General features: G+C 52.2%; 17 protein-coding genes and 3 tRNA genes. 6 read left to right on the top strand and 14 right to left on the bottom strand.

Going from position 1 to position 17124, the window contains the following annotated elements:
* The first annotated feature begins 3 nt into the window (after window positions 1-3).
* The 5 genes from ACOQPM_RS19375 to ACOQPM_RS19355 all read left to right on the top strand — a co-directional run bounded on the left by ACOQPM_RS19375 (window position 4) and on the right by ACOQPM_RS19355 (window position 1310).
* Window positions 4-465, top strand: a complete 462-nt coding sequence (locus ACOQPM_RS19375; RefSeq protein WP_420631905.1) for a vitamin K epoxide reductase family protein — start codon at window positions 4-6, stop codon at window positions 463-465.
* Window positions 455-925: a CBS domain-containing protein gene (locus ACOQPM_RS19370; protein ID WP_420631904.1), complete on the top strand. Its 471-nt coding sequence runs from the start codon at window positions 455-457 to the stop codon at window positions 923-925. Before ACOQPM_RS19375 ends, ACOQPM_RS19370 begins: the two co-directional genes overlap by 11 nt.
* Before the next feature lie 107 nt (window positions 926-1032).
* Window positions 1033-1106: transfer RNA gene (locus tag ACOQPM_RS19365), tRNA-Pro, on the top strand.
* Between the two features lie 4 nt (window positions 1107-1110).
* Window positions 1111-1181, top strand: a tRNA-Gly gene (locus ACOQPM_RS19360).
* 57 nt (window positions 1182-1238) lie between these two features.
* A tRNA-Ile gene (locus ACOQPM_RS19355) sits at window positions 1239-1310 on the top strand.
* A gap of 17 nt (window positions 1311-1327) precedes the next feature.
* Here the strand turns inward: ACOQPM_RS19355 and ACOQPM_RS19350 are convergent.
* Together ACOQPM_RS19350 and ACOQPM_RS19345 are read right to left on the bottom strand one after the other, a co-directional pair.
* The gene (locus tag ACOQPM_RS19350; RefSeq protein WP_420631903.1) at window positions 1328-4225 is read right to left on the bottom strand and encodes a protein O-mannosyl-transferase family; all 2898 of its coding nucleotides are present in this window, start codon (window positions 4223-4225) and stop codon (window positions 1328-1330) included.
* Window positions 4226-4320: 95 nt separating this feature from the next.
* The gene (locus ACOQPM_RS19345; protein ID WP_420631902.1) at window positions 4321-4494 is read right to left on the bottom strand and encodes a hypothetical protein; all 174 of its coding nucleotides are present in this window, start codon (window positions 4492-4494) and stop codon (window positions 4321-4323) included.
* A gap of 217 nt (window positions 4495-4711) precedes the next feature.
* Between ACOQPM_RS19345 and ACOQPM_RS19340 the strand changes: the two genes are divergently transcribed.
* Window positions 4712-7375 (top strand): tetratricopeptide repeat protein, encoded by a 2664-nt coding sequence (locus tag ACOQPM_RS19340; protein WP_420631901.1) that lies wholly within the window; start codon window positions 4712-4714, stop codon window positions 7373-7375.
* A 6-nt stretch (window positions 7376-7381) separates the two neighbouring features.
* On the opposite strand, the gene ACOQPM_RS19335 is transcribed toward ACOQPM_RS19340, so the two are convergent.
* From ACOQPM_RS19335 to ACOQPM_RS19280, 12 genes are all read right to left on the bottom strand, one after another.
* Window positions 7382-8374 carry a metallophosphoesterase family protein gene (locus tag ACOQPM_RS19335; RefSeq protein ID WP_420632429.1) on the bottom strand — a complete coding sequence of 331 codons (993 nt, stop codon included), beginning with the start codon at window positions 8372-8374 and terminating at the stop codon, window positions 7382-7384.
* 57 nt (window positions 8375-8431) lie between these two features.
* Complete coding sequence (hisE, locus tag ACOQPM_RS19330; RefSeq protein WP_420631900.1) at window positions 8432-8713, bottom strand: phosphoribosyl-ATP diphosphatase; 282 nt, start codon at window positions 8711-8713, stop codon at window positions 8432-8434.
* A gap of 66 nt (window positions 8714-8779) precedes the next feature.
* Window positions 8780-9100, bottom strand: coding sequence for a phosphoribosyl-AMP cyclohydrolase (hisI, locus tag ACOQPM_RS19325; RefSeq protein WP_420631899.1), 321 nt, complete (start codon window positions 9098-9100; stop codon window positions 8780-8782).
* 6 nt (window positions 9101-9106) lie between these two features.
* Entirely contained in the window at window positions 9107-9898 is a 792-nt protein-coding gene (gene hisF, locus ACOQPM_RS19320) for an imidazole glycerol phosphate synthase subunit HisF (protein WP_420631898.1), read from the bottom strand.
* 26 nt (window positions 9899-9924) lie between these two features.
* Window positions 9925-10308 (bottom strand): VOC family protein, encoded by a 384-nt coding sequence (locus tag ACOQPM_RS19315; protein WP_420631897.1) that lies wholly within the window; start codon window positions 10306-10308, stop codon window positions 9925-9927.
* Complete coding sequence (locus ACOQPM_RS19310) at window positions 10305-10994, bottom strand: YjjG family noncanonical pyrimidine nucleotidase (protein WP_420631896.1); 690 nt, start codon at window positions 10992-10994, stop codon at window positions 10305-10307. Before ACOQPM_RS19310 ends, ACOQPM_RS19315 begins: the two co-directional genes overlap by 4 nt.
* Before the next feature lie 45 nt (window positions 10995-11039).
* Window positions 11040-11777, bottom strand: coding sequence for a 1-(5-phosphoribosyl)-5-[(5-phosphoribosylamino)methylideneamino]imidazole-4-carboxamide isomerase (gene hisA, locus ACOQPM_RS19305; RefSeq protein WP_420631895.1), 738 nt, complete (start codon window positions 11775-11777; stop codon window positions 11040-11042).
* Window positions 11778-11805: 28 nt separating this feature from the next.
* Window positions 11806-12501, bottom strand: coding sequence for an imidazole glycerol phosphate synthase subunit HisH (gene hisH / locus ACOQPM_RS19300; RefSeq protein ID WP_420631894.1), 696 nt, complete (start codon window positions 12499-12501; stop codon window positions 11806-11808).
* 95 nt (window positions 12502-12596) lie between these two features.
* The gene (hisB, locus tag ACOQPM_RS19295) at window positions 12597-13190 is read right to left on the bottom strand and encodes an imidazoleglycerol-phosphate dehydratase HisB (protein WP_420631893.1); all 594 of its coding nucleotides are present in this window, start codon (window positions 13188-13190) and stop codon (window positions 12597-12599) included.
* A 41-nt stretch (window positions 13191-13231) separates the two neighbouring features.
* A complete protein-coding gene (hisC, locus tag ACOQPM_RS19290; protein ID WP_420631892.1) occupies window positions 13232-14368 on the bottom strand; it encodes a histidinol-phosphate transaminase in 1137 nt (378 codons plus the stop codon).
* A gap of 33 nt (window positions 14369-14401) precedes the next feature.
* Complete coding sequence (gene hisD, locus ACOQPM_RS19285; RefSeq protein WP_420631891.1) at window positions 14402-15727, bottom strand: histidinol dehydrogenase; 1326 nt, start codon at window positions 15725-15727, stop codon at window positions 14402-14404.
* Between the two features lie 151 nt (window positions 15728-15878).
* Complete coding sequence (locus tag ACOQPM_RS19280) at window positions 15879-16823, bottom strand: IS110 family transposase (protein WP_420627234.1); 945 nt, start codon at window positions 16821-16823, stop codon at window positions 15879-15881.
* Window positions 16824-17124: the final 301 nt, after the last annotated feature.

The raw sequence follows: 17124 nt of genomic DNA, 5'->3' as shown, positions 1-17124 counted from the left end.
CATATGAAACAAGATTGGCAGATCCGTCTTATTCAACTGTTGTCTGTGCCAGGCATGTTGCTGGCTTATTATCTGTTTCTGTTCCATGAAGGCGTTCTCATTGTCGGTTGCAAGGTAGGGAGCATTTTTGATTGCGGGGCAGTGAGTGGGCCTGGTGCGCCATATGCCTCAATTGGGCCGGTGCCGGTTGCGTTTATTGGTTTAGTAGGGTATGCAACCATTTTTTTGCTCACCTGGCTGCAAGATTGGGATCATCCCCTGATGGATTATTTACCAGAAATTATGGTGGCGGTGACAGGGATTGCTTTTTTGTTTTCGTTGGGGCTTACCATTGTTGAGGCAGTTATAATCCATGCTTTTTGCCAATACTGTGTGGTTTCGGCCGTTTTGGTGGTGGTTTTGTTCGGCTTGGCGTTAAGTTACCTGCGCCGTGCCAGGGCGGGGAGAGCAGAAGATGCGTCTTGAGTTGGTGAAGGATTGGATGAGCCGGGATGTGGTAACGGCCGTTCCTACCATGGGTCTTTTGGAGGCAGATGCGTTATTACAAGAGCATCAAATTCGCAGATTGCCTGTTTTGGAAAACGGCCGTCTTGTGGGCATTGTCACTTACGGGGATATCCGTGAAGCAAAGCCGCCTGACGCGACCTCATCAAGCGCTTGGGAGATGAACTACTTGCTGGCTAGCTTGAACTTGGCAGCAATAATGACCAAGAAACCTGTGTCCATTTTGCCAGATGCAACCATTGGCGAGGCGGCTGATCTAATGCTGACTCATCGAATCAGCGGTTTGCCCGTTGTGGACAGCGCAGGCAACTTGGTGGGAATCATCACTGAATCTGACATTTTTAGAATGGTGACACACCAGTGGCGGCAAAGCCAGGAAGATAATTCGCCCAAACCCTATATACATTATGAGGGCGATTAGCACCCATTCGGCTACAAATTTTAGTCCTAGGTTCGTTCCAAACGGCTACTTAGCTGCTATTGACGCAGCCATTCAGCAACAGTATACTATTCCGTCGTTACGCATTTCGGGGCGTAGCTCAGCTTGGTAGAGCGCTCGGTTTGGGTCCGAGAGGTCGTCAGTTCAAATCTGGCCGCCCCGACAATGCGGCAGTGGTGTAGGGGTAACACAATAGCCTTCCAAGCTCTTATCACGGGTTCGAATCCCGTCTGCCGCTCTTTTACAGTAAATAGCAATCAGTGGATCAAAATACTGATTACTGTTTACTGAAACCGGGCCTGTAGCTCAATGGCAGAGCAGTCGGCTCATAACCGATCGGTTTCAGGTTCGAATCCTGGCAGGCCCATCTCCTCTTCACTCTTATCACTCATCTGTAATTGTAATTTCTCCAAATGGTATCCAGCTTGTAACGGCCGTAATCCGCTCGTCCAAAATGGGTAAGGGGCGGTTGGTGAAGGCGTCGTAGAGAATTAGCAACCCGCCAACCGTTTGGCTATCGGTGGCCCTGTTGTCCACGTACAAGATAGGTGCACCAGGGGCGGGCTTTTCGCTTTGGCAAAAGTCGGTGAAGTTTGCTGGCTCCGTGTGCGGCGGAAAAATGATGGTGCGTGGCGACTGAACCTGCGAACCACCTATCCATTTTAAGGTAGGAATGCCCCCCATTGCTGGGACGCCATCTACTAAATCACACCAGGCCCAAGTGAAATTGTCTTCCTCATACCCCACTAGACGAGTAGAAATTACGTAATCTCGCAGGAGGGGACGGCCGTTTATAAATTGTATTGGCATTGCGAATTGTTGATCTGGTGAGACGGCCGTTTGCAAATCACTCAATGATCCCCCCGTCCACACAATGCCCTGACCCAGCGGCACATAATGGTCATCTGGCTGTGGTGGTGGCACAATCCAGTACGGTTGAGGAATGCCCCAGGGCATAACAATTTCGGACATAGTTTGCAGGTTAGGTTCATCCGCGACAGTGCTGATGTATCCAACGCTAGATTGCCAGTGATAGTAAAGGCGAGGTTGCCCCAGTAGGGTAGTGTCCCAATCATACCCTACTAGCGTCAAATTATAGTCGCCTCGTATAACTGGGCGGTGAATTGGGTGATTTGTAGCCGGTGGCAAAGCGGTGGGGACAACAACCACCTCACCTAACTCGACAGTTTCTAAATCGCTGCCCAGATGCAATATATGTAAGCCCTCTCGACTACGGGGCGTTAGGCGGAATCGGGTAAGCGTCAGCCCACCTAGCTGTGAGCGTACGGTCACATCATCTTGAGCCACAATATTCTGGTTATTATCCCGTAGGTGTAAATAAAACTGGACTGAAGGGTTAGACGTTTGCCAGGCAACCGTGATGGTAGTTTCTTGTCCAATTTCAACGGTTGGCAACTCTATATGATAGCCTGCTATTTCTATGTTTTCGTTTAGCGTGGCACCTAAGGTGGTGAAGTTTGCGGGTAGCTCAGTGCGTGGCGTTTGGCGGAATAGCAGGGCTTCGCCTAGCGGTTCGGCGGGGCGGAGTGTGCTGTAGGCGGCTTCGTCTATGTAGGTGGTGATGACGTTACGGCCGTTTCCCAACCCCTCCTCAATCCGCTGCAGCCACGTCTGACTATAGGGATCTTCGCCGGGTGCCACGTATTCAATTTCCACATCAGGGCGTTGGCCCTCCACTGTTTGCAAATACCACAGCGGCGTTGCCCAATGCCAATTTGCCAAAATCAGGCTGTCTGGTGGTGCACCATCGAGAATTGTTTGCGCGTAGTCATGAGCATCTTCATTGGTGTGCAGCCAGCGAAAGCTGGGCCAACGCTGCCAGCCCTGGAAGATAGCAGCAGTGAGGAGAACGGCCGTTGCCACCAGCAGCACCTCGCGCCACGAATTTGGTCGCTGTGCTACAAGCTCCCTCAAGTAGCCGCTGGCCAAGCCTACACAAATAGCCACAGGCAAGTAAGCAGGCAACATGTACTCCACCGTTTGCGGAGCGCGGTAGGTGGCGGTAACGAGCGTATGCAAGGCGAAGGAGCCGCCCAGCAGTAGCCCCAGCCGCCAATCCCGCCGCAGCAGCCAAATCAGCCCTAGAACTGCCCCTGCCAGCAGCCAGGGAGAAAATTGGAAGGTGAGGACGTTGCCCATCACTTGCAGGCGAGGCCAAAGAACAACTGGCTCAATGAAATAAAAGAAATCTCCCTGAAAGCCTAGCGCCAAAAAGTGGTTTAAAAAGCCAGAAAGCGTGTTTAATCCGTCGCTGGCACCGGGAACATCGGCCCCGGCACGCAAGGGTAAATAGAGTAGGGGGAGTAGACCAGCCAGTGCAGCTAGCAACGGCCGTTTCCAACGTGATGGCGTTCGCAAAAATGCGGGATCAATAAGCAGCAAACTCACGCAAAAAACCAGCCCCATGAACGCCAGAGAAAGATGGTGAGTAAAGCCAAAGCTGAGGGCAGCGGCAAACAGAACCAGGTAGCGGTCTGTATTGGCTTTTTGGCGCTGATGGTGGATGAGGGCAAAGATAGCCAGGGCAGCAAACAGTGCCGTCAGGCTGCGAATGTTGGCAGTGGTGGCCTGTGCCCAAAAAGTAGTAGCGGTTCCCAGGGCGAGTACGGCTGTTCCCGCCGCGAACTGCTTTTGTGTTAGGTCAAACACAATCAGGTAAACCAAACCGAGGGTGGCTGTGCTGGTTAGCAAGGAAAGGAGGTTGATTTTGTAGGCGGCAGAAGCGGCAATTGGCAGCCAGGTCATCAGCTTGCTCAACAATGTGTAAAGCGGAAAGCCCGGCGGATGTGCCATCCCCAACGTTGTGCCGATGAGCTGAAACTCGCCATTGTCGGCGGGCAACAGACCTGGCGCCAACGTGAAAAAGTAAAGCAGGCCAAATATGAGGCATGTGCCGACCAATCCCACTTTTAAGCGGTGAGCGGGGGCAACTATTTGGGCGGGAACGGGGAGAATTTGCAGGAGGACGGCCGTTACCAGCAAAACAACCAGCGCCACGATACGAAAGTCCGGGTAAGGATAAAAAACATAGCCAAGCAGCAGCAGCAACGGCCAGGTTTGGTTGATGGTGTGGCGTCGTAAGCTAAAAAGTGCCAAACCAGAGAGCATTGCCGTTAGCCCAATGGCAATACCCCAACTGGCAGCCACCGAATTAACCGCGTAATGGATTGCCCATTGTTCACTGAGCAGCCGCCCAGCAAATGACCCCAAACTGAGTGGCGCCAGCAAGGCAAGCACTTTTTCTAATCGTTTTGGCCACATAAGTTGGGATTATAACGTGGATGCAACCACAAGCACCCTGCCAGGTATCGGGCTGCGCGGAGGTGGGGAATTTTTAAGTGGGCCTATAGTTGTTGCTATTCTGCTTGCCTGGGATAAAGCTCCTGGGCTTGCTCTGGCGCTTTCCAATCTTCGTAGCTTTCAGAAATTCCTTCTTGCTGACTCAGTTGAGAAGAGCGCATCAGGGCAGCAACAACAAAAACTGAGACGATTAGCCCCAAGATCAGCCAAATAATGAAAAAGGTTTTCATTGTGTGGGTTTTCCAGTTTGCTGCATTCTCTTCCTATCAAGTTGCGGCATGTGCCGAAATTGTATCCTACTTTGTGCAATTATGGGAAAAAATCATAAGATTTACTTATCTTGTGCAATTGTTAGGCCAACAATGACAAGATGCCACCGGCGATGATATACTACGGTGAAAACGTACTGCTTTTGTAACGGCCGTATCCAAAACGATAATCCAAGCCATGTCAGAAACTGCCACCCGCTCCCCAATTGAAGACCTCGGGCAGACAGAGCCAAACCGCAAGCAAGCCAAGCGGTACATCGCCGAGCGGTACGAGGTTGTGAACACGCTGGAAGGCGGCATGGGGCTGGTTTATCTGTGCCGAGACCATTTCACCTCTGAGCTTGTTGCCCTGAAAACATTCAAACCTGAATATTTATCGCACCGTGCCGCCCGCGACCTTTTTCTGCGTGAGGGAACTATGTGGGTGGAAATCGGCCGTCATCCCAACGTCGTCCAGGCGTATCGCGTTGAGCGTGTGGGGGATGGGCGGGAAGTTTACCTGGTGCTGGAGTGGATTGTGCAGCCGCAGGATAAGAAGACACCTTCCTTGCGGTCCTGGCTAAAAAAGGGATCCCCATTGCCGGTGGAAGAGTCTATCCTTTTTGCGTTGCACGTTGCCAGGGGGATGCGCTTTGCCACGCAAAAAATTCCTGGCCTGGTGCATCGAGACCTCAAGCCAGAGAATATTCTCATTGGGTACGACCATGTGGCGCGTGTGACTGATTTTGGCCTAGCTAGCACATTATCGGGTCATAGCCCTGGGTCTACCGTGGGTTCATTGGAGAACAGCCGCGAGAACATCGGCCGTACCCAGTTGACGCAGGGCGTTGCCGGAACGCCACTCTACATGGCACCGGAGCAGTGGCAGCATCAAGGGCTCGATGCCCGCGCCGATATTTATGCTCTGGGCTGCATTTTGTATGAGATGGTGACCGGACGGTTTGCTGCACAGGGGGAATCCAGGGAGGATTTGCGCGAGATTCATCTGAACGGCCGTATCCCCCCGTTAGACGCTGCCCTACCATTGCCACTGCGCGACTTTATTAACCGCGTCCTGTCAATCCCCCGCGAACAGCGGTATCGTGATTGGGCAGAGGCAGAGAAAGCATTAGCGGCCGTTTATACCCAAGTCACAGGCGAACCATCTCCACCAGAATGGGATGGCGCTGAAGAAACCCCCGATGAACGGCGTGCTGCTGGCAATTCATATAACACAATGGGGCTATCTTACTTGGATATTGGCAAATTAGACGTCGCTGTCATGTACTTTGAGCAAGCAGTCAACGTGGCGCGTGCTGAAAATATCCGCGAATTGGAAGGCAAAGGGCTGGGCAACTTAGGCTTGGCCTACGCCGCTCTGGGCTACACCGAGCGCGCCATTGAGTTTCACGAGGAGCATTTGGCCATCGCACGCGAGCTGGGAGATCGTGCTGAACAGGGACGGTCGCAGGGGAATTTGGGGCTGGTTTATCGCCAAAAAGGGGAACCTGAACGGGCCGTCCGTTTTCATGAAAAAGAGTTGCAGATTTTTCAACGCCTGGCAAACCGCTTCAAAGAAGCTGAGGCGCTGCACAATCTGGGCGAAACCTACCGGCAGCTTGGGGATGCCGTTCGTGCCGAGGATTATTATAAGCAATCATTGGCCATTGCCCGCGATATTGGTGACCGAACGCGCCTGGAGCGCATTCTCAACAGCATGGGCAAAGTGTTTCTGGATTCTGGCGAATTTAAAGAAGCAGCCCAGCTTTTCAAGCAAACCTTAACCATCTCTCGCCAAATTGGGGATCGTGTGGGTGAAGGTGAAGTATTGAGCAATTTGGCAGAACTTTATTTTGCGTCTGGTCATATAGATAGGGCTATTGAATATTATGGGTATGCACTCACCATCGCCCACGAGAGCAATGATCGCCGTAAAACAATCAAAAACGTGCTCCGTTTGGGCGATCTTTATCTAAGAAATGGTGACATTGATGAGGCGTTGGCTCATTATGAAAATGGGTTGATTTCGGCTCAGGAGATTACCGATCAGGTTCAGGAGTTAACTGCTTTTGGCAAGCTCGGTGAAGCGTTTGATGTGCAAGGCAATTACACTGAGTCAGGGCGAATGTATAAGCGAGGGTTGCTGTTGGCGCGCGAGCGGAACAACCGTGAAGTTGAGCAGCTCATGCTGCAAAAGCTGGCCAAAGCGTATGAGCTGTGGGGGGATTTTAGCCGCGCTGTTACTTACTTGGAGCAAAGTTTGGCGATGGTGGAGGCTGATGAGAACGTATTGGCCCAAATTTTGCATTGGGGTGAACTGGCACAGCTATTCCGCAAGCTAAACCAGCCCCGACCTGCCGAGGAAGCATATGAAAAGCGCCTGGAGCTGGCTCAATCATTAAATGAGCACGGAGTGGTTGCAGAAACATTGTCTGACTTGGGGGATTTGTCTCGTGTTATGGGGGCGCATTCTGAGGCGATGGATTTTTATAAAGACGCGCTTGAGTTGGCTGAGGAACATGGACTTGCTTTGCAAGAAGCGGCCGCTTTGAGTGGGATGGGCATGAGCTTTTTTGAGACGGGCAAGAAGCGGCAGGCGGTGCGGGAGCTAGAGCGCAGTCTGGAGGCGGCAAAAAAGTCTCGCAGTAGCCGGGTTGTGGCCAATGTGAGCTATCGTTTGGCTTTGGTGATGTGCAAGCAAGCCCGCTGGGATAAGGCCGAGCCGCATGCCAAGCTGGCGTTTAAGCTGTACGGCCGTATCAATGACACCACCATGCAGGACCGATCCGAAGCAATGTTGCGACGCATTAAAAACAACAAGGGGAAGTCAACCGGCTTCTTCCAAAATCTGCTAGAGTCGTAATGGCGATTACTTACGGAAAACTGATCGGAGATTGGGTATCAAATCCTCCGCTTTGTCAAACTTCTCCCGCGTGTTGAACAACAAGTAAAGGCCGGCTTCGCGCGGTGAGGCGTGCTTGGCACTTGCCACTCTAAGCTGACGCCGATTGACAATCTTGTACCCTCCGCGCACGTCAATGTGCCCTGTTACCAAGACCGTTTGCCGTTCATAGCCAGTGGATAATGATTTTAACAGGGTATTTAGCAACACCACATAGCTGTTGTTGCCGTACTCTTTTTCATTGCGGGAAAACATAGCAGGCCAAAGAAGCTCAAAATCTTCATCTGACGTTGCGAGTGTGCCGACGAGGAAATCATCATAGCGAGGATCCTCTAGCCCGGTGACAGCAAACCATTTGCGAGACATTTCATTGTAGGTACGGCCGTGTTTCCTACGCATGGCCCGGATGAGTTCTGGGCGTTCCTCCTCGGTAATTTGAGCGCGTGTGCGATCTAAAACTTCCTGATGAGAAAGGTTAAACAGCCGCTTTATTCCGTTGGTTTCGCCCAGTGCCGTGCTCGCCCCCGCGTGACAGATGGAAACCCCGCCGTGCGTACGCACATAAAAAGGCAAGCTGTGGAAAAATGAAACAACCTGTTGTCGGTGTTTGCCCATTGCAAACTCAAAACGAGGCGTGAACAGATCATCTCCCTTTTGCAGGGTGATGCTGTAAATATGAGGGATTTCATGGTTACCCAGCACACAAATTAAACTATCGCCTAATTTTTCCTTGAGCCGGATCAACTCAAGCACAATGTCAACAGATTTATCTTGGTTGGCAGGTGTGCTGGCGTGAATCATGTCGCCATTGATGATCAGGAAATCGGCCTGGCCCAGGGCGCGCAGCTCAAAAAATTTGTCTCGGTAGCGTTGATAGGCGTCCCAATCCCCATGCAGGTCTGTTACGACCATTGCCTGCCCTTGCGTTAAATCAACTACTCGTTCCCATTGCTTTTGCACGTTACTCAAATCTTCTCCAGAGGTTTATTTGCGGCGATTTTAACACACAATAGGCATTTATTTGTGGCGCGACGCCAACTCCTGGCAGATATCGTCCCAGCTAAGGCCACGAGAAACCAGCAAGACGAGCAGATGATAAATAAGGTCGGCCGATTCTTCGATAATTCGCTGATTGCCCTGGCCTTTTGCAGCCAAAATTACCTCGACTGCTTCTTCGCCAATTTTCTTAACAATTTCATCCTCGCCACCGGCCAGTAGGCTGGCTGTGTAGCTGCTAGGTTTTGGGCTGGTTTTGCGGTCTTGTAAGGTGGCAAATAGTTGGTCAATAAAATCACTCATGGGATTGCTCCGTTACAAAGAGAGACTGGAGACTAGAGATTGGAGATTAGTCGCCAATCTCCAGTCTCAAATCTCTATTTTCCTGAAAAAGCAGCTTACTACGCCAGTGTGGCAAGCGGGGCCAACGGGGTCTACTTGTAGCAGCAGGGTGTCGCCATCGCAATCTACGCGAATTTCTGTAACGCGCTGGACGTTGCCGGAGGTGCCGCCTTTGTGCCACAGCTCCTGGCGACTGCGGCTCCAAAAGTGAGCTTCGCTGGTTTGCAGCGTCAGTGCCAATGCTTCGGCGTTCATCCAGGCAACCATGAGGATTTCGCGGGTGGTGTGGTGTTGGAGAACGGCCGTAATCAACCCCTTCTCATCAAATTTCAAATTGTCTATGAGCATAATGTTTTACTGCCTCACTGGAATCCCTTTTTGAGCAAGGTAATCCTTCACCTCAGCAATGGTGAGTTGTTTGTAGTGGAAGAGTGAGGCGGCCAGGGCTGCGTCTGCGCCACCTTCTGTCAGCGCTTGGGTGAAGTGGGGCAGCGTGCCTGCACCACCAGAGGCAATGACGGGAATGCCGACTGCATCGGTAATGGCGCGGGTGAGCTCGATGTCATACCCTTCTTGCGTGCCGTCACCGTCCATGCTGGTGAGCAAAATTTCACCGGCGCCGCGCCGTTCGGCCTCTTTGGCCCATTCAACGGCGTCTAGCCCTGTTGGGGTGCGCCCGCCGCTTACATAAACTTCCCATTTAGAGATTGGTTCGCTTTTTAATCTCCGATCTCCAGTCTCTAGTCTCCTTTTTGCATCAATGGCCACCACAATCGCCTGGCTGCCAAACGCTTCTGCGCCCTGGCTGATGATTTCTGGGTTGCGAACGGCCGCAGAGTTGATGCTGATTTTGTCGGCTCCAGCGCGGAGGATGCCGCGCATGTCGCCGACTGTGCAGATGCCGCCGCCGATGGTGAAGGGGATGAACACCTGGTCGGCCACGGCGCGGGCCAACTCCATGACGGTTTTGCGGGCTTCGTGGGTGGCGGTGATGTCCAGGAAGACGAGTTCGTCGGCTCCAGCTTTATCGTACAGCTTGGCCTGCTCCACAGGGTCACCTGCATCGCGCAGCTCTACAAAGTTGATGCCCTTGACAACACGGCCGTCTTTTACGTCTAAACAGGGAATAATGCGTTTGGCTAGCATGAGATGCTCTCTTTTTTGTCTTAGCCTTACACCGTTAGTTCAAGGCGATTACCGTCTGGATCTAATGCGACACTTTCATAGTAGCCGTCGCCTGTTGTGCGTGGCTGGCTGACAATTTGATAGCCAGCTTCATGTAGTTGCTTGGTTAATGTATCAACGGCCGGTTCGCTCCCTAAACTCACTGCGAAATGAGCAAGCCCCATCTGTTCGGCTGGCGAAACTGCGCTAATAATATCTGGGCGCTGCATGAGTTCCAGCCTGGCACCACTCTCAAAGGACAAAAAGTAGGAGGTAAATCCAGTTTTAGGATTGGTGTAACGAGATGAGGAACGGCCGTTAAAAAATTTTTCATAAAAGATACGCAACGTTTCTAATTGCTGAGTCCAAATGGCAATATGCTCGATCCTCATACAGCTGCCCCGTTGAGAATGTGAGATAGCTGGTTGAGTTGACTGATTTCATGAGTAATGGGGAGGTTAGTGGTTTTGCCGTTGGGATTGTACCAGCAGGTATGGATGCCATAGGTAATGCCTCCGATCATATCTGACGAGAGGCTGTCGCCGATGATGAGGACTTCATTTTTGGCAGGTTGGTTCATCTGGGCAAAGGCGGCGTCGAAGATACCTGGGTTGGGTTTTGCGATGCCAATCTCCTGGGAAATGATGATGGGTGAGAACTGTCGTTTGAGGCCGGATTTTTCTAATCGGGGATGCTGTACGTCTGCCAGGCCATTGGTAATGATGCCGAGTTGGTAACGGCCGTTCAACTTCTCTAACAGGTCTGCAACACCATCAACCAGCGGGGCTTGCTGACCCAGGTGGGCCAAATAGCTGCTGGCAAAGGCTGCGGCATCGTAGCGGATGCTCAACTCATCGAATAAATCCTGAAAGCGGCCGGTTCTTAAGGTTTCAGGCGTGATCTCTTTCCGCTCCAAGCGTTGCCAGTAGCGTTGGTTGATTTCATGGTACCTTTGCTTTGCTTTGGTGGAGAAAGCAAGGCCATGTTGGGCAAAACTGGCTTCCAGGGCCAACGCCTCGGTTTTGTCAAAGTCGAGCAGGGTGTTGTCTAGATCAAAAAGGAGCCATTTGTAGGGCATGGTGGGTTGTTCCTTTTTTTGTTTTGCCACAGAGAGTTTTGAGATTTAAGCATCGCGGACAATTTTGATGGCTTCTGCCAGGTCAATACGGCCGTCATAAATAGCCCGCCCCGTAATAACGCCAACAACGCCGTTGGCGGCTTGTGCGTGGCTGCGTTGGATATCTTCAAGGGTGGCTACGCCGCCGGAAGCAACGACCTGCAGTCCCGTGGCTCGGCTTAACTGGGCAGTGGCTGAGATGTTAACGCCGCTCATTAGCCCATCCCGGCCAATGTCGGTATAAACGATGGTGCGAACGCCGCGATTGAACATATCTTTCCCTAGCCCCACAGGATTTACGGCCGTATCCTTTAGCCAGCCGCGTGTTTTTACACGGCCGTTCCGGGCATCAATGCCCACCAGGATTTTGTTCTTGCCGAATTTATCAATTGCTTTGCTAATCAGGCTTGGTTTTTCAATGGCTACGGTGCCTAAAATGACGCGCTTGGCACCTGCTTTCAATGCGCGTTCAATATCATCCAGGCTGCGAATGCCGCCGCCAAACTGGACTTTTGCATCTAGTTTGCAGATGGCTGGTAGCGCTTCCCAATTGGCTGCACCCGCTTCGTCAAATGCGCCATCTAGGTTGACAATGTGTAGCCAGGTTGCACCAGCCTCAATCCATCTTTGGGCCATTTTTACTGGATCAGTGCCAAACACGGTTTCTTTATCGGGGTCGCCTTGTTCTAGCCGCACGATACGGCCGTTTCGCAGATCTATTGCCGGGAAAATGGTGAACTTCATAAAATGCTTCTCTTTTTTGATTGATGGTTTAATGAATTTGCTCCACAAAATTTTTCAGGATGGTCAGCCCTATGCTTTGGCTTTTTTCGGGGTGGAACTGTAGGCCATAGATGTTGTCTTTGGCGACCACAGATGCAAAAGGAATTCCGTAATCGGTCCAGGCGAGTATGGCCGTTGCCTCCGCTGGATCGCAATAGTAGGAATGTACAAAGTAAGCGTAATCGCCTGTCTGCACACCGTCCAGCAGCGGATTTCCCCAGGCAGGTTCTAGCTGGTTCCAACCCATGTGTGGCACTTTCAAATGATTAGGGGTTAATTGTGAATGGCTAATTGTTAGCTCGTCGGCTTTATTAACCAGTAACCGTTTACCATTAACTATTTGCAATTTTTCCGGGAAACGCACCACCTTGCCAGGCAGCAAATCTAATCCACGATGAACGCCCATTTCGTGGCCTTCGCTGAACATGAGCTGCATCCCTACACAGATGCCCAGAAAGGGGACGCCACGCTTTACGGATTCGTGAATGGCTTCAGGTAGGTTGTGCTGCCGTAAACCCGCCATGCCAGAGCCAAACGCGCCAACGCCAGGCAGCACCAGCTTGCTGGCGCGGCGCACCACGTCTGGATCTTTGGTCAGATGCACCTCTGCGCCAATGTGCTCAAATGCTTTTTGGGCGGAGCGAATGTTGCTCGCACCGTAGTCAATCATAGTGATCTTTGTCATTTTCCGTAATCCGCAATGTCGCTGCACGACCGCTTCGCGTACGGTAATCCGTGAACGGTAAACCGTTTACCGACTTACTGAACACCGATTACTGCTCACTCCGTAAGCGTTCCCTTTGTCGAGGCCACGTCTATCCGGCGAGGGTCAAGGGTGACGGCCGTTCGCAGGGCGCGGGCAAAGGCTTTGAACAATGCTTCGGCCTGGTGGTGGTCGTTACGGCCGTATGCAATCCGCGCGTGCAGGTTCATTTTGGCATGAATCGCTACCGTCTCAAAGAAATGCTGCACCAAATCGATAGGCATCTGGCCAATGGCAGGCGTGTGCCAGGAGCCTTGAAAGACGGTGTACGGCCGTCCGCCCAGATCAATGGCCACAAAACCGAGTGCTTCGTCCATTGGTACGTAAGCGTGCGCCGTGCGCGTAATGCCCTTGCGGTCACCCAACGCCTGGTTCAGTGCCTGTCCCAACACAATGCCCACGTCTTCGATGGTGTGGTGGGTGTCAATATGCAGATCGCCCGTGGCCTGCACCGTTAAATCAAACAGGCCGTGGACGGAAACGGCCGTAAGCATATGATCAAAAAAACCTACGCCCGTGCTAATTTTGTGATGCCCACGGCCGTCTAAATTGATTGTTAGCAAAATATCTGTTTCTGAAGTTTTGCGGTGGATTTCTGCGTTTCTACTCATTTTAGAGCCTGGAGACTGGAGATTGATTTTAGTCTCCAATCTCATAATAGATTTTTTAAAGCTACTAAGAGTTTGTCTGTTTCCTCTGGCCGTCCGGCACTGATGCGGATGCAGTTATCTACACCTGGCTTGTTGAAGTAGCGCACCAGAATGCCCGCTTGCTCCAAATCCAGCTTTAGCTGTTGGGCATCACGGCCAATGACTCGGCATAAAACAAAGTTTGAGCGGCTTGGGAATGGGCTCAGGTAGCTAATTGTACCCAATTCAGCAAAAAGACGCTCTCTTTCGGCCACCAAAAGCTGTACTTTCTCATGGAGCCATGCTTTGTCTTCTATTGAAGCCATTGCTGCTAGCGAGGCGGCGACATTGATATTGTACGGCTGCTTGATTTTCCACATATGGGGCAGCAGCCATTCCGGGAATGCGCCGTAGCCCACGCGCAGCCCAGCCAATCCTGCCAGTTTGCTAAACGTCCGCAACACGGCTAGATTGTCGTATTCCAGCGTCCAATGAATTCGGCTGGAAGAATTTACCACAGAGGACACTGAGTTTTTATCTCTTTCCTCTCTGTGGCCAAAATCAAAATCTACATAAGCCTCATCCAGCACAACGAGGAGGGGGAGTTGCAGCAGGCGGCGCAGGTCGGCGTCTGTGATGGTGCTGCCGTCTGGGTTGTTGGGGGAGCAGAGGAAGAGGATTTTGGCGGTGGGGTTTTGGGCGACGGCTGTTTCTATCCCCGCTACATCCAAACTAAAATCATCCTTGCGCCACACTTGCACATATTGGCCGCTGTTGACGGCCGTACTAAATGGATACATGCCAAACGACGGCGGGCAATCAATCACCATATCGCCGGGGGAGAGCACCACGCGCAGCACCAAATCAATTAGCTCATCAGCACCCATGCCGGTAAGCAGTCGCTCTTTGGGCATTTGTACATAGTCGCACAGAGCATCCCGCAGTTGGTTGGATTCAGGGTCGGGGTAGATGTGGAAGAAACGGCCGTTTCGCAACGCTTCTAACGCTTTTGGTGAAGGGCCATACGGATTTTCGTTCGCATCTAGCTTCACAATTTCTTCTGGAGTGCGCCCTAATCGCGCCGAAAGCACCTCAAACGGCACAATTGGCGTGTACGCTTCCATCTCTGCAATTTCTGGGCGCACAAATTTGTGGTTCATAATGGCTTCCTTATTTTTTAACCGCGGTTAATTTTATCCTATTCGTTTACGCGCGGCGTTGGCGTGGCCATCTAGCCCTTCTGCTTGGGCAATGCGAGCCGCCGCCGCGCTAATTTGGGCAGATGTTTGATCATCTAGCTGCACGATGCTGCTGATCTTCACAAAGTCCAGCACGTTGAGCGGCGAAGCAAAGCGAGCCGTGCCGTTAGTGGGCATGACGTGGCTAGGGCCGGCGACGTAATCGCCCAGCACCTCAAAGCTACGCTCGCCGACAAACAGCCCCCCGGCGTGGGGAATTTTGCCAATGTATGCTTCTGGATTGGCAGTGGCAATGCAAGTATGTTCGGCGGCAAAATCGCTAGCGAGCTGACACGCTTCATCTAAATCGGCCGTAATGACGATGCCACCTCTGTTGGCTAACGAGATAGCAATGACCTCGCTGCGGCTCAAATCTTCCATTTGGCGCGAAATTTCTACCTGTACCGCCTCAGCCAACTTGTGGGACGGTGTGAACAGGATGGCGGTTGCCAGCACGTCGTGCTCAGCTTGGGCGAGCATGTCGGCGGCAACCCAGGCGGGATCGGCCGTCTCGTCGGCCACGACCACTGTTTCGGTGGGGCCGTACAGCCCGTCGATGCCTACAATGCCGTACACCTGCCGCTTGGCCAGGGTGGTGAACAGGTTGCCGGGGCCAACAATTTTGTCTACACGGGTGACGGTTTCGCTGCCAAAAGCGAGTGCAGCAATGGCCTGTGCGCCGCCCAGCGTGTAGATGGTGTCTACGCCAGCAATGGTCGCTGCCGCTAAAATGACGTCAGGAATACGGCCGTCCGCATGCCCAGGCGGAGTAGCCACCACAATTTCCCGTACGCCTGCCACTCTGGCGGGAATGACGGACATGAGCAGGGATGAGGGCAATGGAGCCGTGCCGCCGGGGACGTAGACGCCCACGCGGTCAATTGGCGTGACGCGTTGACCCAAAATGCCGCCCATCTCACGAGTTTGCCAGTTGGGCAGCGGCTGCCGCTGGTGAAACGCCTCGATGCGGTGAGCGGCCAGTTCCAGTGCTTCTTTTAAATCGGTGGGAATGCGGGAAACGGCCGTATCAATCTCGGCCTTGCCTACTTGCAAAGTTGCCAACTGCACACCGTCTAACGTTTCTGTCCAGTGGTGCAGGGCGGTGTCGCCTCGCTTTTGCACATCTTTTAGAATGATAGTAACGGCCGTCTCTGGTGTGGCTCCATCCCCAAATAGTTTGCCCAGGCTGGCCTGGAGTGCGGGCGGCACATCTGGCTCTAGCGAACCGTCCCGCCGCAGAATCGTTTTTTTGGCTTCTTGCACATTAAAAAGTTTAATCATCAAAAACAGTTCCTGGATTCCCGCGCAAGCTGCTCTGTTGAAAAGATGCGCCAATATGATAAATGTCATGCCCGCCTACGCGGGCACCCAGTGGACTCCCGCCTGCGCGGGAGCAACTGTGATAAAAGTCAAGAGCAAAAAGCGCATTTCGTTAAGCTGATATCCAAGCAGAGCCATCACGGACGATGGCATTCAAAATGGTTAACAATTTACGCATACAGGCCGTGAGAGCGACTTTGGGGAGTTTTCCTTTCGCAATCAAACGGTCATAAAAGGCTTTGAGAACCGGGTTATAACGAATGCCTGAAAGAGCAGCCATGTACAAAACAGAACGAACATCTGAACGTCCGCCAAAAATATGGCGTCGTCCGCGAGAACAGCCGCTGTCCCGATTGAAGGGAGCCAGGCCAACTAAGGCGGCGATTTTTTGTCGAGACAATGTACCCAATTCGGGCAATTCAGCCAGCAACGTAAAGGAGGTGACCTGGCCCACGCCGGGCACGCTTTCTAAACTGGTTCGTTTTTCGCGCCATTGGGCATTTTTGTTGATCCAATCATTGAGGTCTTCCTCAATTTCAGCTAATTCAGTAGCTAACCAATCCAGGTGCTTCTCCAAACGAGGCCGCAATTCTGGATTGACCGTGGTGTGCCGATTCTTCTCGGCTGTTTGCATATCGATCAGTTGGCGACGACGCGTGACCAATGCTTTGATGAGCTGCTGGTCTTGCGTCTTCAAAGTACGTACCTCTGGACGGACCGCCTGGGCAAAGCTGGCAATCATCTGGGCATCGATCTTGTCTGTCTTAGCTACTTGCCCTTTGGCACGAGCAAAGTTACGCACTCGTGTCGGGTTGACGACGACAATGGGCAGAGAGGCAGCGGCCAGTTCTGTAACCATAACTTGCTCGAATCCACCGCTGGCCTCAACCACTATCAAGGTGACAGCCGTTTTCGTTGACATTATTTCCACCAGGGTGGCGATACCGGTTGCGTCATTATCGTGTCGCAACACTTCTTCGATTCCCCACTGGGCTAAATCCAGGTGGTTTTTGGAAACGTCAATGCCAAAAAAGGTTTCTTCGGTTTGCTTTGCCATCAGGTACTCCTTTGTGACCCGCACTAGCAATGATACGGACTGCAATGTCCCAACAACTGTTCGGGTTCTCGCTGAATCTCTTGGCTCGGTGACCTGCGCTCCTGCGCGGCTGGTTGCCAATGACATCGGCCTACCAAGCTGGAGCAATCCTAACAAATGGTCGCTTTTTTGGCTGCTTGTTTTATCTTTTTCACGATGGGCCACATCTCCCGCACGGTTTCTTGCACCTAATGACAGTCGGCCTTTCGTCTTTGCTTTATCATACTAGTGACACACCAAAGCGCAATCGTAAAGATAAGAT

Origin of the sequence: Candidatus Leptofilum sp., from assembly GCF_965223525.1 — a bacterium.
In the GTDB taxonomy this organism is placed as follows: domain Bacteria; phylum Chloroflexota; class Anaerolineae; order Promineifilales; family Promineifilaceae; genus Leptofilum.
Note: the sequence above shows the minus strand (reverse complement) of the source record. Positions and strands in the feature narration are given on the sequence as shown.

What these genes read in the sequence shown, in the direction of transcription:
- hisB (WP_420631893.1), bottom strand. Translation starts at nt 13,190, where the DNA reads ATGAGTAGAAACGCAGAAATCCACCGCAAAACTTCAGAAACAGATATT.
- ACOQPM_RS19280 (WP_420627234.1), bottom strand. Translation starts at nt 16,823, where the DNA reads ATGGCAAAGCAAACCGAAGAAACCTTTTTTGGCATTGACGTTTCCAAA.
- hisC (WP_420631892.1), bottom strand. Translation starts at nt 14,368, where the DNA reads ATGAACCACAAATTTGTGCGCCCAGAAATTGCAGAGATGGAAGCGTAC.
- ACOQPM_RS19340 (WP_420631901.1), top strand. Translation starts at nt 4,712, where the DNA reads ATGTCAGAAACTGCCACCCGCTCCCCAATTGAAGACCTCGGGCAGACA.
- hisI (WP_420631899.1), bottom strand. Translation starts at nt 9,100, where the DNA reads ATGCTCATAGACAATTTGAAATTTGATGAGAAGGGGTTGATTACGGCC.
- hisA (WP_420631895.1), bottom strand. Translation starts at nt 11,777, where the DNA reads ATGAAGTTCACCATTTTCCCGGCAATAGATCTGCGAAACGGCCGTATC.
- hisD (WP_420631891.1), bottom strand. Translation starts at nt 15,727, where the DNA reads ATGATTAAACTTTTTAATGTGCAAGAAGCCAAAAAAACGATTCTGCGG.
- ACOQPM_RS19310 (WP_420631896.1), bottom strand. Translation starts at nt 10,994, where the DNA reads ATGCCCTACAAATGGCTCCTTTTTGATCTAGACAACACCCTGCTCGAC.
- ACOQPM_RS19315 (WP_420631897.1), bottom strand. Translation starts at nt 10,308, where the DNA reads ATGAGGATCGAGCATATTGCCATTTGGACTCAGCAATTAGAAACGTTG.
- ACOQPM_RS19370 (WP_420631904.1), top strand. Translation starts at nt 455, where the DNA reads ATGCGTCTTGAGTTGGTGAAGGATTGGATGAGCCGGGATGTGGTAACG.
- ACOQPM_RS19375 (WP_420631905.1), top strand. Translation starts at nt 4, where the DNA reads ATGAAACAAGATTGGCAGATCCGTCTTATTCAACTGTTGTCTGTGCCA.
- hisH (WP_420631894.1), bottom strand. Translation starts at nt 12,501, where the DNA reads ATGACAAAGATCACTATGATTGACTACGGTGCGAGCAACATTCGCTCC.
- ACOQPM_RS19345 (WP_420631902.1), bottom strand. Translation starts at nt 4,494, where the DNA reads ATGAAAACCTTTTTCATTATTTGGCTGATCTTGGGGCTAATCGTCTCA.
- ACOQPM_RS19350 (WP_420631903.1), bottom strand. Translation starts at nt 4,225, where the DNA reads ATGTGGCCAAAACGATTAGAAAAAGTGCTTGCCTTGCTGGCGCCACTC.
- hisE (WP_420631900.1), bottom strand. Translation starts at nt 8,713, where the DNA reads ATGAGTGATTTTATTGACCAACTATTTGCCACCTTACAAGACCGCAAA.
- hisF (WP_420631898.1), bottom strand. Translation starts at nt 9,898, where the DNA reads ATGCTAGCCAAACGCATTATTCCCTGTTTAGACGTAAAAGACGGCCGT.